This is a genomic window from Streptomyces sp. NPDC006368 (assembly GCF_040612535.1).
Lineage (GTDB): Bacteria > Actinomycetota > Actinomycetes > Streptomycetales > Streptomycetaceae > Streptomyces.
The window spans coordinates 41,688-56,552 of the sequence record NZ_JBEXQK010000029.1 but is presented as its reverse complement, the minus strand read 5'-3'; the positions used below and the strand labels follow the sequence as shown (position 1 = coordinate 56,552).

The 14,865-nt window shown below is 62.7% G+C and carries 12 protein-coding genes; 8 read left to right on the top strand and 4 right to left on the bottom strand.

Annotated features, from left to right (window positions below):
• The first annotated feature begins 3 nt into the window (after positions 1 to 3).
• Genes ABZZ38_RS21060 through dpdD form a run of 4 tightly spaced genes read left to right on the top strand, consistent with a single transcriptional unit; the run spans position 4 to position 7,716 of the window.
• Positions 4 to 678, top strand: a complete 675-nt coding sequence (locus ABZZ38_RS21060) for a hypothetical protein (RefSeq protein WP_356742039.1) — start codon at positions 4 to 6, stop codon at positions 676 to 678.
• Complete coding sequence (gene dpdJ, locus ABZZ38_RS21055) at positions 675 to 5,180, top strand: protein DpdJ (protein ID WP_356742037.1); 4,506 nt, start codon at positions 675 to 677, stop codon at positions 5,178 to 5,180. Before ABZZ38_RS21060 ends, dpdJ begins: the two co-directional genes overlap by 4 nt.
• Positions 5,177 to 5,698, top strand: coding sequence for a phospholipase D-like domain-containing protein DpdK (gene dpdK / locus ABZZ38_RS21050; protein WP_356742032.1), 522 nt, complete (start codon positions 5,177 to 5,179; stop codon positions 5,696 to 5,698). Before dpdJ ends, dpdK begins: the two co-directional genes overlap by 4 nt.
• Complete coding sequence (dpdD, locus tag ABZZ38_RS21045; protein ID WP_356742028.1) at positions 5,695 to 7,716, top strand: protein DpdD; 2,022 nt, start codon at positions 5,695 to 5,697, stop codon at positions 7,714 to 7,716. Before dpdK ends, dpdD begins: the two co-directional genes overlap by 4 nt.
• A gap of 71 nt (positions 7,717 to 7,787) precedes the next feature.
• Here dpdD and dbpB (ABZZ38_RS21040) read toward each other — a convergent pair whose 3' ends face one another.
• The 4 genes from dbpB (ABZZ38_RS21040) to ABZZ38_RS21025 are packed head-to-tail and all read right to left on the bottom strand — an operon-like array spanning position 7,788 to position 12,119.
• Positions 7,788 to 8,885, bottom strand: a complete 1,098-nt coding sequence (gene dbpB, locus ABZZ38_RS21040; RefSeq protein WP_356742025.1) for a DGQHR domain-containing protein DpdB — start codon at positions 8,883 to 8,885, stop codon at positions 7,788 to 7,790.
• Positions 8,886 to 8,932: 47 nt separating this feature from the next.
• A complete protein-coding gene (dpdA, locus tag ABZZ38_RS21035; protein WP_055550327.1) occupies positions 8,933 to 10,186 on the bottom strand; it encodes a tRNA-guanine transglycosylase DpdA in 1,254 nt (417 codons plus the stop codon).
• On the bottom strand, positions 10,183 to 11,325 hold the full coding sequence (dbpB, locus tag ABZZ38_RS21030) for a DGQHR domain-containing protein DpdB (protein ID WP_030951621.1): 1,143 nt from the start codon (positions 11,323 to 11,325) through the stop codon (positions 10,183 to 10,185). Before dbpB (ABZZ38_RS21030) ends, dpdA begins: the two co-directional genes overlap by 4 nt.
• Positions 11,322 to 12,119, bottom strand: coding sequence for a hypothetical protein (locus tag ABZZ38_RS21025; RefSeq protein WP_356742018.1), 798 nt, complete (start codon positions 12,117 to 12,119; stop codon positions 11,322 to 11,324). The genes dbpB (ABZZ38_RS21030) and ABZZ38_RS21025 overlap by 4 nt, the downstream gene beginning before the upstream one ends.
• A gap of 199 nt (positions 12,120 to 12,318) precedes the next feature.
• On the opposite strand from ABZZ38_RS21025, the gene queC reads away from it, so the two are divergent.
• From queC to ABZZ38_RS21005, 4 genes are read left to right on the top strand one after another with little or no spacing between them, the layout of a single operon-like run.
• Positions 12,319 to 13,029 (top strand): 7-cyano-7-deazaguanine synthase QueC, encoded by a 711-nt coding sequence (gene queC, locus ABZZ38_RS21020; protein WP_356742015.1) that lies wholly within the window; start codon positions 12,319 to 12,321, stop codon positions 13,027 to 13,029.
• A 2-nt stretch (positions 13,030 to 13,031) separates the two neighbouring features.
• Positions 13,032 to 13,667, top strand: coding sequence for a 7-carboxy-7-deazaguanine synthase (gene queE, locus ABZZ38_RS21015; RefSeq protein ID WP_031477140.1), 636 nt, complete (start codon positions 13,032 to 13,034; stop codon positions 13,665 to 13,667).
• On the top strand, positions 13,667 to 14,023 hold the full coding sequence (gene queD / locus ABZZ38_RS21010; RefSeq protein WP_356742011.1) for a 6-carboxytetrahydropterin synthase QueD: 357 nt from the start codon (positions 13,667 to 13,669) through the stop codon (positions 14,021 to 14,023). The genes queE and queD overlap by 1 nt, the downstream gene beginning before the upstream one ends.
• 3 nt (positions 14,024 to 14,026) lie before the next feature.
• Entirely contained in the window at positions 14,027 to 14,794 is a 768-nt protein-coding gene (locus ABZZ38_RS21005) for a GTP cyclohydrolase I FolE2 (RefSeq protein WP_356742009.1), read from the top strand.
• Positions 14,795 to 14,865 lie beyond the last annotated feature (71 nt).

The following is a 14,865-nucleotide window of genomic DNA, read 5'->3' as shown; positions in this document are numbered from 1 at the left end:
TCCGTGTACGAGAAGGCAAAGCTGCTCGAGGATCACGCTTCCCGTATCGCAGATGGCGAGGACTCTCAGCGACAGGCCACTCGTGTATCAAGCCGGCTGCTGGAACTCCGCTCCCAGCTCAACCAGCTTCGCTCGCAACTGGCCGTCACACAGGCCCTACAGTCCCGCGGCGCGGGACTCGACATCGACTTGTCCGGCATCGATGACGGCAGAGCTGGATTCGAACGCAGTCTGGGACCCAGCGGACTCCCCTCCAACCAGGTGTTCAACACGGCGAAGAAGAAGACACAGGCAGTAACCGATCGTCTCGCGGAAGAGAACCAAGCCGCTTGGTCAGCCTGGACTGAGCAACTCCTCGCGGACCTGCCCCTTGCGCGAATCTCGATGCTCGTCGAACTCGAAGCGGAGAAGCAGGCTTCCAAGCGACAACTCGAACTGGAGCGCATCGCCAGGGGCAAGGCTTCTAAAGAAGCCATCACCACATTCGCGACCACGTACGCCGGCCTAGCGGAACTCCTTCAAGACACTCAAGACCCGCCGGAAGCACTCGTCGACCTGCTAAATCGGCTACGTGAGCAACCTGGCCTGACGCTAAGCGACGTCACAGACGAAGAGATCGCACTCCTTCGCGAATGCCGGATGGACGCCCACATCACCCTGAAGAGGAAGGGTTCGTGAACCAGAGCACAGTAGGCCGGAAGTTCGCCAACGAACTCCTGAACCAACTTGAAGACCTTGAGTTGCCCCTCCTCATGTGGGGCATGACGGAAGGCGCGCTCTCAGAGGATGACGTCCTCAGCTGCATCGAGCAGTTCCTCGACGAATGCAACAATCCGCCAGCACTATCAGCCGTCGAGATTCTCCGCGAGATGCAGGGCCGCGCGCTGCTCTTCAAGGTGCCCTGGCCCAGCGACGGATCAATCCGCTACCGCACTCGTTTTGCCGAGGCTCTGCGCTTGACTGCCGGACTGCGCCAACTCTTCCGCCCTCGCGGAGACTGGGCAGACGACACCCCCAACGGATGGTGGCGGCAAGGGAAGCGACTCGTTGCTGACTACCGCCTACACGTTCGCTACCGCCGTTACCCTGATCGAGACATCCCAGGCTCCCAAGCACTCAAGGAGCTGCGCACCCTTCCCGGTTGGGGCGATCTCCAAGACCGCGTTGCCCAGGACCAACTGGGCGGCAAGAACCTCGCCCGTTTTCAGTTGGAGGCAACGCAAGCTGTCTTCTCCTCACTCCAGGGCCAAAACCGTTCCAAGGGCATCATCGTCAGCGCCGGCACCGGTAGCGGCAAGACGCTGTCCTTCTACCTGCCCGCCTTCGCAGCCATAGCGGAGCACGCGACCAACAGGGTCCAGAACAGGATCCACACTCTGGCTCTGTATCCGCGAACTGAGTTGCTGCGGGATCAGTTGCGTGATGCGATCGTCAATGCTCGCAGCGTTCAGAGCGCGCTCGTCAGCCAGGGGAAGAGGCCTCTGCGCCTCGGCGCACTCTACGGAGGCACCCCGAATCACGCCGACGATTGGCGACTTCAGCCCGGACGAGGTTCTGGCCGTTGGGCACGTGTAGGGGACGGCGCCGTGTGTCCCTTCCTTCCCTGTCCCAGCCCTGAGTGTGAAGACGGCGAGTTGATTTGGTCCGACAGGGACCGCGCTGAACGCGTTGAACGCCTCATATGTCGACGCTGCGGGGACGAAATCCCGGACGGCCAACTCGCCCTGACTCGCGAGTCCTTGAAGAAGAACCCGCCGCACCTGTTGTTCACCACTACGGAGATGCTGAACAACTGCAGCGCCGACGGCTACCTCGATAGCCTCCTGGGCTGGCGCGGGGGAAGCGTGCCGTCCCTGATGCTCCTCGATGAGGTGCACACCTACTCGGGAGTGCACGGGGCACAGGTCGCCTACCTCCTACGCAGATGGAGGGACGCAGTAGGCAAACCCGTAACTTTCGTGGGCCTCAGCGCCACACTGCGCGACGCGAACCAGTTCTTCGCACAGTTGGTCGGCCTGCGCGAGAGTGACGTGGACCCCATTGCACCCGACGATGCCACCATGGTGCGAGAAGGCCGCGAGTACGCGCTCGCGCTGCGAGGCGACCCAGTCTCGGGAGCCAGTCTCCTGTCCACGTCGATCCAGACTGCGATGCTCTGGGGCCGCGTACTCGACAACGGTGACGACGCCTTCCTCTACGGCTCGACCGGGTTCCTATTCACGGATGCCCTGGACGTCACCAACCGCTTCTACAAGTACCTCCGAGACGCCGAGGGCGACCAGGACCACCGCGGGCGCACGAATCGCCGGGGAGACGTGCTGGCCGGGTTGCGGTCACGTGCGCGCCCTGAGCCCGGGCCCCGCTACCTCGAGGGACAGAACTGGGAACTCGTCGAGCGGATCGGTCATGAACTCGACCCCGATCTCCGCATGCACCCCTTGATCATCGGGCGGACCTCATCCCAGGACGCGGGGGTGAACCGCAATGCGAACCTCACGATCGCTACAGCGTCGTTGGAAGTGGGTTTCAACGATCCCCGGGTTGGTCTCGTCCTTCAACACAAGGCACCGCGGAATGCCGCTTCGTTCATCCAGCGCCGCGGCCGCGCTGGCCGAGAGCGCGGGACTCGGCCGCTAACCATCGTGACCTTGTCGGACTACGGTCGCGATCGCCTGGCCTACCAAGGCTACGAAACGCTCTTTGCTCCGGAGGTCGCTGCCACGACCCTGCCGCTCAAGAACCGGTACGTCCTCAAGATCCAGGGAGCCCAGGCTCTTCTTGACTGGGCCGGGCGCAGGATGCGTGTCCAGGTCGGGCGCGGCGACGTGCGGAAGCTCCTGACGACCCCGGATGACCCGAGGATCTTGTCCGAGTACGAGAACGAGCGCCTCGGACTGATCAGGATCTTGCATCAACTGCTGACAGAGGAGCGTGTCCAGGACGAGTTTGCACGGCACCTCGTCAAGGCGTTGAAGATCAGCGTTGACGAGGCACAGGCCGTGTTGTGGGAACAGCCTCGCTCCCTCCTCCTGGCCGTCGTGCCCACGGCTCTTCGCCGGCTTCGCTCCCGTTGGGAACCTCTTGTAAACGACCCCGGCATGGGCAAGAAGGCCATGCTCCCCGAGTTCATCACCCGGACCCTGTTCGAGCCGCTGAACCTTCCTGAGGTCGATCTGGAACTCCCCTTCGACAACGGGGACGGATCCATCGAACACATGCCCATCGGTAAGGCATTGACTGAAGCCGTGCCGGGACGGGTCAGCCGGCGCTTCGGGTACATGGACGACACTCACCGCACGTGGCTCCCCATCCCCGACGAGGACGCCAATGTGCTCAACCTGAGGGAAATCGTTACCGAGGGCAGGCTGGAGGGCACCTGGCAGCCTCATGGACACGATGGCGCCAACCTCGAAGTCGTCCGCCCCTTGAGCCTGGCGCTTTCCCAACCCGATCCCGACATCGTGGACCAGTCCCACGGCCAGCCCCAGTGGGGCACCCAGATCGTCGTGGAGGACGACGCGCCCCTCAGTGAGGGCACCGTGCCGAAGCCGTCCCCCTGGCAACGTCGCATTGACACGGTCAGCTTTGCGACTCACGCGGCCGGCAACCCTGTACAAGTGCGCCGCATGACGTTCGGCGCTGAGTGCAACGTCCGCCGGGAACGCCAGAACAGTCAAGCCCGCACTGTTCGGTACGAACTCCGGGGACGACCGGCCGCTCTCGGATTCGCCTTGGGCGTTGATGCCATCCGCTTCGAACTCAAGCCGCTCAACCTCGACGATCCGGCTGTCAGGGAGTACCTCACTACGCCTCAGTGGCGCTCGCTGGCCTTCTTGCACACGGTTCAGGACGATCCTGCCTTGGCCGAGATCTCCGACAGGTTCCAGCGGGAGCGCCTGGCCCAGATCTATCTGACCGCGTTCGCTCTGGCCGGACTCGACGGGAGCCGCACGAACGCTGACGTCCGTGCGCTGCTGAAGAACGGCGCCTGGACTCACGATCTCTCCAAGATCTTCCAAGTGCTCTACCGTGACTCCGACGTGACTGAGCAGGAGGTCGACGGTGATCGACTCGTATCAGAGTTGATCAAGCTCGTCGCCGACAGCACGGTCATCACAGCTCTGGACAGGGCAGCGGAGCTGCTGGTAGCAGAGGACATTTCAGCCGAGACCAGCCAGCTCGCCCGGCGCACATACCGCGACACGATGGCGGCTGCGATTCTCGCTGCTGCTCAACGCGCGTGTCCGAACGCACAGGACGGCGATCTCATCGTTGACACACTCCCCGGTGAGGGAGAGGACTCGCTCACCGAGGTGTGGCTCAGCGAAACGTCCGTGGGTGGGTTGGGAATCGTCGAGCAGTTGGTCGACTTCTACTCGAAGGATCCCCGGCAATTCTGGGGGCTTGTGACGAGCAGCCTCGCGCCCAGCGAATACGAGTACGTCGACGCCACACTGACCCGGTTCCTCCGGCACGTCATCGACGAACCCAGCGGAACAGCTGCCCAGGCAATGGCGACACTCCGGGCCGGCAGTTCCGCCAAAGAAGCCGAGGACGCTCTGGACGTCCTTCGCGAGGCCTGGGCACGGCTCGACGGCCCGCCTCGGCATGCAGCCGTTGCTGCCCTGTCCACGCGGCTTCTGCGCCCGGGGTCCGGGCCCGATACTGACGTCACCGCTCTCGTCCTTGTTGACGCATGGACGGAGTTGGAGCAACGTCTCCGGGTCGAGGTCGACGCCCGCGTGATCGCATACGCCGTGGGATCCGGCAAGCTCCAGTTGGAAGGAGCCCGATCCCTGACCGCAGACCAGGTCTTCAGTCTTCTCTGGCCTCGTGGCCACCAGGCCCGCACTCAGGACTTGAAGCACTACCAGCCATACGCTGACGACCCCGTCCTCGAGCGTCTGCTGGTCCAAGCCGCACACGATGACCGTGTACCGGTGATCGACGTGACCAAGCCCACCTGGGATAACGCCTACCGGCAGCAATTGACCGCGACCTCGGCTGTCGAGCTGGTCTGTCCAGCGGGAGACGCGACTCTGATGGCTCAAGCCTTGAAGCAGGTTCCGGTCACGCCCATCGACCGGGATGTGCTGCGCGTCTACGGAGAAGTCTGCGGCGTGGTCCGCCACCAGAACGAGATTCGAGTCAGGGTCGAACTGAGGGAGGCAGCCCAGTGAAATCCCAGGAACGAACCCTCCGCACTGGGCCGCACACCGCGATTCGCGTTGACACCATGCTGTCCGCCGCGCTGATCGCGGAGTTCATCGCACCCAGCGACCACCTGTGGTTGGTGTCCGCATGGATCACCGACGTCCAGGTCCTCGACAACAGCCACGGCGCCTACGACGCACTCTTTGGAGACACCCCTCCCGTGGGGTGCCGACTCTCAGACGCCGTGGCCCGCATCGCCCATGGTGGCGCACAGGTACACGTCGTGACCCGCGATGACCCCCACAACGAGGACTTCCTGCGCCGCCTGATGAAGGCGGCATCGGGAAGGAAGCTTCACATCGTCCGCGACCCGGATATCCACGAGAAGACCCTGTGCGGGAATGATTGGATGCTGAGTGGATCGATGAACTTCACGATCCGAGGCATGGCCCGGAACGACGAAAAGATCACTTACCGGGCAGGCAGCGACGCTGCCGCCCAAGCACGCATTGACCTGGCCGAGCGGTGGGGGAACGGAGAATGAACCAGACCACCTCCTGGACCACTGATCGTATCCAGGCGTTCCTGCACAGGTTCTTCGGCGAGGGCAACGACGCGTGGCCCAAGATGGACCCCAAGCACTCGTGGACAGCGCGCACCGAGCCCTTCGTCAAGATCGCGCTGGGCGATAACGACGCGCCCATCGTTCTCCCTCGTTGGGTCGCCGCAAACCAGTCGTACTCGATGTACGCCATCGCACGCGACCCAGCAGATGCCGGCAAGACAGCTGAACTCATTGAGGCATTTGCCGGGCCTACGTACATTTACAGCAACATGGAGCGCGGTGGCCTTCGTCCAACTCTCCTCAACCGGGACGATCCCGTAGAACGCGCCGTCATCGACCTGGCTGGCGAACGTTCCACTTTCCGGCTGACAACCGGGGAAAGCGACAAGTACCGGCAGGGCCTGACTGATGCTCTGCTACTGATGCAGCAGACCTACCTGAGGCGTCCGCCAAGGCTATGGCGCGTAGTAAAGCCGGTCGGGCGTCTCATCGCCGAGTTCGACGCGGCTCTCGCGGCCGGCGGCGAAGCTGCGTCGCTTGACCTCCTTGAGCAACTCGCCGCCGCGGGCGGGCTTACCGCGACGAATCTCGCACATCTCAAGCTCAAGAGACTTGACCGTCTCGGAGCGAGTACCAAGGTGCTGGAGTTCCCGGCACTCCAGGACGTAGCCAGGCAAGATCCTCCTGCGCCGGTGAAGGCAGCAATCCTGAACGCTGTGTACACCGTTGCTCTGGAGGAGCCACTCGCGGCTCGGAATCTGGAGGCGGCCAAGTCCAACCTCATCACTCACGGCAGGGCCGTCCCCGAGCTGCTCGCAGGCGACCCGCGGTCGTATGGACCGCAGGCCATGACGGTGCTCCTTCTGGCTTGCGTGATCCTCAAGAACGCAGAGGCCGCACGCCGGTTCGTGACGGCTGCTGAGGACCTCGACCAAACACCCGAGATCCCCATGCTCGTGTTGAACGAGGCCAATGCGCTCATTGCCCAGGCTTCGGGCGACCTCGATGCCTCCACGGTCGCGCAACCCGAGGAGTCGACAGACACGGCCACTCCGATCAACGATTGGCCAGCCCTGTTCTTCGCGCTCGCCGAGGGCGACAGCGCGGCGAAGGACGCACTGGATGAGGAACAGTGGACCCTGTGGCCCACTCCTGCAGAGCACGATGGGGCCCTCGCCGAATTCCTGGACGGGTTGAGCGACGGCGCCGCGCGAGAACTATGGCGGGCAGTGGGCTCGTTCATCGATGCCGTGGGCTACGACGACCCCGCACCCGAATGCGCCCACGCATTCATCCGCAACGCAGTGCTTTTCAACCGCTACAGCCCTGGCGACTTGGCGGCCTTGCAGGCGCTGATGGAGATCGCACTTCGCGCTGCTCCCTCTGCCGATCAGTACGCGGAGATCCTTAAGGACATCGGTTCGGACACGGATCGGTGGGTTGCTCCCGAACGGGCCTCGGCTGTCTTGGACTTCGTCGACCGCTTGTTCCTTGCAGCGTGCCCTGATCCTGAGGCCCGCACGAGCTTGTGCTCGCAGCTGCTCGGGCCTCTGTCTGCACACAGCCGCCGCCTCACTGAGGCAGACCTTGCCTTCGCGCGCCGGCTCTCTGAAGACCTCGGCATCAGCTTCTCCTGGGATGCTCCTGCTGGCGAAGACGGCAAGGAGAGCACGCCCGTCGAGTTCCCCTCGGCGACACTGCTGCTCTACTCACTGGACGAGGCAGTGCTCACCCGATGCCAGGAGGAACTGAAGCGGCTCGCTCCCGCTGTGAAGGTCTTGACGGCTTACGACCACGTAGGCACGCCGCAACTGCGGCAGAAGGCCCGTACTGCGAATGTGATCGTTTTGGCCACGCGCTGCGCCAAGCACGCGGCCACCGGCTTCATTGATCAGAACAAGACGACAAAGCACGTCGGATATGCGAACGGGAGTGGCTCCGCATCACTCCTCCGCGCTGCGGTCGATGCGCTCCGCCTCGCAGCAGCAGAGTCCTAACAGAACGGCGGCCGCCCAGGACCGGGCGGCCGCCGCAGCAAGGCCTCGGGCAGCGACAGGCGAGCTATGGGCTAGGCGCTGACTCGGGCTTGCAGATAGCTGCTGAGCAGCCGTACGTCCTTGGACGTATTCTGCAGGCTGTTCCAGTTGGGCTGATGGTTATCTCCGAAGTTCCATTTCCCCGAGGTCCAGGCCACGTGCTCTTCCAGCCCACGCAGAATGGCACGGACGTCATCCCAGTCGACCTTGTCGACCGGGACATCCGCGGTGAGCCGGTCCATGACGAAGCCCATCGCCTGGATGCCCACCCCATGGGTCAGCCTGGACTCCTTCGGGGGCTTCCCCCACGCCTCGCGGAAGATGCTTGCCACTGGCGTCCAGAAGGCCAGCAGGTGGGCCAGCATCCGCTCCTCGTCCCCGGTGCCGTCGGTGGCGTTGCGGTACTGGTACAAGGCGCCCTCGTAGATGCTGTGCTCCAGCATCTTCAGAACGCTGTTGTCCTTGATGTCTCCGGTGGGGGATGTGGGACTGCTGATCCTTCCGCTGAAGGGACCGTCCCCCATATTCAGGTGGACCATGAGCCTCGCGGCGAGTGCCCTGCGCGCGAGAGAGCGCGGCAGCTGGCCGGTGGTCTCGGGCAGGAGCTCGTACACGAGTCCCTTGGGGAGCGGCTTGGTGGAGTTGACCAGGATGAACTGCGACCGCTGCTCTTCCTGACCGGATGCGATGAAGCCCACGGCGGCGACAGGGAACTCAGCGAGGTCAGCGTCCCTGATGGCGGCGCTGCGCTGCTGTCCGTCCACGAGCCAGGCCGGCTTCTCGTCGTCGGCCAGTGACTCGTCGACCGGGATGATCAGCTCGCCCGGGATGGAGTACTTCACATCGCCGCCGCGGACCGCTGGTTCGAACCTCACCCGCTCGTCGAACGCGAGGACCACGGCGTTAGGGAGCATCGCTCCCTCGGACTCGAGGTAGCGGCGGATTGAGCGGATGTGGCTGAGGACCTCGGGCCGCTGGTACCCCTGCAACCGCTTCTGGTCATCACGGCGGATGCGCGACACGGCGGCGAAGTCGTGCAGTTTCTTGCCGTCGACGGCGAAGCAGTAGATCTCCTTGGTGCCTTGGAGGATCTTGAGGGCGGGTAGCTTCAGCTCGTAGCGGTCGGCCACATCATCTCCTGTTGGGTTACTTTGGGTGTTATGCGCGTTCTGGGTGATTATGTGAACGACAGCTTGCGCATCTTTGCTTCGAGTACCGTCATGTTATGGAATCCGCGGCGCTTGTTACGCTCGGACCCACGGAATATGACCATCTCGATCTTGTGTTCCCGGCAGAGGTCGCATGTGCAGTGCTTCCATGGCCTGTCAGCCAGCGTGGCGCCGTATCGCTTCAGTTGGTTGTCCAACTGCTTCAGCTTCTTGGCATCGCCGAGGAGCACCTGGTAGCGGCGCAAGGCATCCAAGACCTCTGAGGCATCCACCAAATCCTTGTCGTAATCACGCAGCAGTTGAAGGCACTCTCGCTCGGCCTTGATTGCTTCGGATTGGGATACGACGCCGGCCAGGATCAATCGCTTGAGAGCTGGATTTCCGTCGACCTGCGGAACGCGAATCGCCGTGTAGGCCTTATCTGCGGTGTGATAGTTGTTGCGCTCATCCATAAAGGCCTGACGGAAAGCAGAGGTGCTATCGAAGCTTTCTACGTGGAATTTCGCGAATTCTTCCATGCTGTCTACGCGAGTGATTCCGAGGAGATGGAAGTCAACTCCTTCTGCGCGAACTTGTGCAATCCTCTTCAGGCACGCCACGATCTCGGGCGTCTTTAGTGGAACCATGCCGCCTAGGGCAATCCGCTTGTAGCCCATTTTCTGAAGTCGGGCAACGCTGTCGGCGTAGCTGTCCGGGCTCCAGCCCTGTGCTGCGCCGACCGGTTCGAGCTTGTCGTCTTCTTCCAGGATCTTGGAATTGCGTGATCGGACAGCAGCGATGAATTCTTCAGCCAACTCCAGCGAGATCTCGCGTCGCTTTACCCATGCAGGGTTTGCGTCCTCTTCGGTGAGTTCGGGCTCATATCCGAAAATTACGTGGTCGATGCTGATTCCGGAGTTGAACTTGCAGCCGATATAGAAGTCGAGTACCTGATCAACCGTATAGGGTGGGCGCTCTTCGTTGATATAGTTGAAGGCTCCGCAGTCTCCCAGGCTGCTCATCGTCTTGGGGAGCCTGAAGAAATTCCGCACGCCAAGCCGGTAGAGGCGTTCACGCTGCGGTGCGCTGTACTTACCCGCCCCCTTGACGGACCCGTCGACAATGGCCTTGCTGACCAGGATGCCGTCGTAAGGTGCCGGCTTCACAGCCTGATGGGCGTAGAAATCGTCCCGTTGTCGGACGCGAAAAGGAGAATACTCGTCATTGAGGAAGTCATAACTCGGACTGACCTGGTCCTGACTGTCCGGAAAGTAGAACCTCACGCTGCGCCCATCCTTGCCTTCTGGTAAACGCGAATCAGGTAATTTGACAGGATGTTGATGTGCTTTGTGATGTTCTCCAATTCGTTCCAGTTGTAGTTAATCTCGGGCCAGCGCCCCTTGGTCCAGCGGCAGTAGGGTTCGACCAGGGCCAATTCGGCCATGACCTTGCTGTACGCCTCATCCGAGTTGATGTCTACTTCAAACATCACTCTCTCCATGACGCGGTCCATGAGCTGTCCCATTGACCGAATGCCGACGCCGTGCATTAGTCGGCTCTTATTGGGGGAGATTCCCCAGGCGTCAGGAAAGGTGTCTCGCACGGCCGTCCAGTAGACGACAAGGATCTTGCGAATAGTGCTCGTATCAATGGTTCCGCTGGACAAGTCTTTGTAAGGGAAGAGCACCCCAGAAGGCGACAATGACGCGGTGATCGCCTGAAGCAGACTGTTGTCCTTAACGACCGTCTCAGATTTCCGGCTAGCTGTCGTCGATGCTTGTTTGATCAGGCCCTTAAAGGGTGAGTCACCATCCTGGCTTAGTGCATTCACCAAGATCGCCGGAAGTTTACGAGCCGAGAGCTTGGTAGGCAGTTGAGTGTTTACTTCCGGTAGGAGTTCCGAAACCAGGTCGCTGGGGAGCGGCGACACTGTATTGACCCGCAAAAACTGCTCGCGCTGGACATGCAGATCTTCGGAAACGAAGCCAGCCACTGTGATAGGCAACTTGGCATTCCGAGTACGGGCAAGGGCCAGGCTCCGCTGCTGGCCATCAACGATGAGAGCCGGACGGGGAGCCTCCCGTGACTCTGGCAGTGGGATCTCAAGCATCCCAATGGTTGCAAGGCCGTCGCTAGGGTTCGGTCCGCGGCTTCCTCTGAAACGTACTGAGGATGGGAGTGCGAGGATGAGTCCGTTCGGAAACAGCACCTCGTCCCCGTCCAGATACTCCAAGATCTGCTTTACGTGCTGTTTCTTCTCGGGGCGCTGGTAGCCGAGGAGCTTTCCGGCCTCATCGCGTGAGATCCGCGCAACGTCGGCTACGAGGTCGACTTCTCCGGCTTCCAGGGCAAAAAGGTACAAGGGGATGTCGGGGTGCTGATTGATCCGCAGAGCTCTGCGTGTGATGAGGTTCTCGGTCACTGATCCCCCATGGTTCGCTTGAACAGGGTGGCAAACCTGCTCTGTTCACATGCTCGGCCGCTGTCGCGCAAGATCCGCAACAGCCGCGTCCGTGAGATGCCCGGTTGAGCCTCCGTCTCCTGCCTAATGAAGGCGATGACCTCTGCATCGGTCATGGGCTGACGGTTGAGTTGTTCCGGCCTCGGTACAGCCGACGCCCACTCGTGCCAGGCGGAACTGGTGGTCTCAGAGGTCAGTCGACTGTCCTCGCAGTGCTGGAGCCAGGAAGCGGCCATGCGGACATTGAGGCTCGTGAGGGTTCCGCCGAGCGCGAGTCGCAGCCCTGCATCGGAGGCGACTCTTCGGATGCCGGGGATCTCTTCGACACCGCCTACCAGTAGCGCCTCGCTCGCAACGGCACCCAGAGCTCGGAGTTCGGCTTCCATGGCCTTCGCGTAGACCTCGGACAGAACCATCAAGATTGGCCCGCTTTTTCCGAGTTCCTGCAATGTTGTGCGGCTTTGTCCCTCTTGTAGGTACTTCCACCACTGGGCGCTTCCATCCGCAGAGGTGGCTACCGAGTCAGCGTGTCGCGTGCTGAATGTCGCCGCGTATGCCGGGGCCGGCTCGGATGCTGGCCGAAGGCCGAGGCCGGCGGACGCGACCCATAGCCGTGCGTCGAAACCAGCCTTGGTGGCCGTAGCGACGAGGCGACGCGACTGTGTCCAGTGGTCGCCGCAGTAGAGCCTGTCGAGTGGATGGGTGGCGGAGGCGTCCGCGACGCGCCCCTTCCAGATGGTCGAGCGTTCCTCCACGGTCCCAACTGGCAGTGACCTTGCGTGCAGTGAGGCTTCCGGCGCTACAGCCTTACGGTCCGTACATGTGACCACAAGTGAAAGTTGCCTCACGCGGCTCGGCTCCCGACGCTCATAACTACCAGTCTGTCGTCGTTACTCTACCTGTCACTTTTCGCGTAGGCTGCCGCAGTACACACGGAGCTAACTAGGAGCAGGCATGGCGGAGCGTCCCGCGATCGTTCTACTGAGTGGCGGACTGGACTCAACGACCGTTTTGGCGATCGCCAAGGACCAGGGCTACGCGCCGTACGCGCTGAGCTTCCGCTACGGGCAGCGGCACAGCGTGGAGCTTGAGGCTGCGAAGCGTGTGGCTGAGGCGCAGGGGGTCGCTCGGCACGTCATCGCGGACATCGACCTGCGAGTTTTCGGCGGATCCGCGCTCACGTCGGACATCGACGTTCCGAAGCATGAGTCTCTGGACGACGCCGGGGACAAGGACACCGGCAGTAGCGTTCCCATTACGTACGTCCCGGCACGCAACACGATCTTCCTCTCCTTCGCCCTCGCCTACGCGGAGACGGTTGGGGCGAGCGACATCTTCACCGGAGTGACCGCGGTCGACTACAGCGGCTACCCGGACTGCCGCCCTGAGTACATGGAGGCCTACGAGCGCATGGCCAACTTGGCCACCCGCGCCGGGGTCGAGGGCACGCAGCGTCTCAAGCTCCACTCGCCGCTCATCGCCATGTCGAAGGCCGACATTGTCCGTGAGGGCCTGCGCCTCGGCGTGGACTACTCCCTTACCTCCTCTTGCTACGACCCGGACGAGCAGGGGCGGGCATGCGGACATTGCGAGACCTGCCTGCTCCGCCTCAAGGGCTTCGCCGAGGCCGGCGTCACCGACCCCGTGCAGTACCAGGGCGCGTGAGAATGACCTACCTGGTCAAGGAGATCTTCTACACCCTGCAAGGCGAAGGGAGTCACGCAGGCCGTCCAGCCGTCTTCTGCCGCTTCTCCCGGTGCAATCTGTGGACGGGCCTTGAGAAGGATCGTCACCGTGCGATCTGCCAGTTCTGCGACACAGATTTCGTCGGAACCGACGGGGAAGGCGGCGGCCGGTTCCGGACCCCGGACGACCTCGCTCAAGCCATCGAGCAGGCGTGGCCGTCGTCATCCAGGGAGCACCGCTTCGTGGTGTGCACCGGCGGCGAGCCGCTTCTACAACTCGACGAAGCGGCGATCGACGCGCTGCACGCCCGCGGCTTCGAGGTTGCCGTAGAGACGAACGGCACCCGCGTACCGCCGAACGGCATCGACTGGCTCTGCGTCAGCCCCAAGATCGGCTCCGAACTGGTCGTGACTAGCGGAGACGAACTGAAGCTGGTCTACCCGCAACTGGGCGGCGACCCCGGTCAGTTCGAGCATCTGGATTTCCGGTACTTCCGGCTCCAGCCCATGGACGGCCCGGACGTTGAAGCCAACACCAGGGCGACTGTCGACTACTGCATGAAGAACCCGCGCTGGATCCTCTCTCTCCAGACGCACAAGTATCTGGGAATTCAGTAATGGAAATCTTCCGCGAGTTCACCTTCGAAGCTGCACATCGCTTGCCCAACGTGCCCGAGGGCCACAAGTGCGCGCGCCTGCACGGCCACTCCTACAAGGTCATCGTCCATGTCGAGGCTCCCGTCGACCCCGAGTCGGGCTGGGTCATGGACTTCGGCGACCTCAAGAAGGCCTTCAAGCCCCTCGAAGCGCAGCTCGACCACTACTACCTCAACGACATTGAGGGCCTGGATAACCCGACTAGCGAGGTCCTCGCCCGCTGGATCTGGGAGCGGCTGAAGCCGACCCTGCCCGACCTCTCCGCGCTCACCGTTCGCGAGACGTGCACGTCTGGCTGCACCTATCGGGGCGAGTGAGCGATGCACGACATCCAGAACGAGACTGACACCCGCGGCATCGAGATCGACGATGTCGGCATCAGCGGCCTGCGCTACCCGCTGTACTTCGAGGACGGTCACCTCCGCCAGGAGGGCATCGCCGAGATCGACGTGACCGTGCGGCTCCAGCATGACCGCCGGGGCACCCACATGAGCCGCATGGTGGCTCTCGTCCACGAGCACCTTCGCCGGTTCGATCCGCGCAGGCTGCCGCACGTGGTGAAAGTCGGTGCGGACCTACTGGATGCACCGGCGCTCGCGGTGTCAGTAGCCGTCCCGCTGAGCACGACCGTAGTCGCGCCAGCGACTGGCGCCGAGTCGTACCAGGTCCACGATGTCCGGTTCGACGGCCGCTGGGACGACGGAGACACGACGGTTGTCACGTCGGTTACCACCGAGGTCACCAGTCTGTGCCCGTGCTCGAAAGCGATCTCTGACTACGGCGCCCACAACCAGCGCAGCCGCGTCACGCTGTCCGTGACAGGGCACGGGGACACTCCCTATCCGTTTGGGGTGCAGCAGGCCGTACGACTCTTGGAACGGTGTGCGTCCGCTCCCGTCGTGCCCCTGGTAAAGCGTCCAGATGAACGTGTGCTGACGATGCAGGCCTACGACCACCCTGTGTTCGTCGAAGACATTGCCCGCGAAGTCAGCCACGTCTGCCGCGAACGGGGTCTTCGTCACTCGGTGAGGGTCCGCAACCTAGAAAGCATCCATAGCCACGACGCCGTCGCATACGTCGCCGGGTGAGCGAGCATCGGGTAGAAGCCACTGCCGCATCGTTCTGCTGAGATCGGGTGGAGAGGCCCATCGGTACGCGG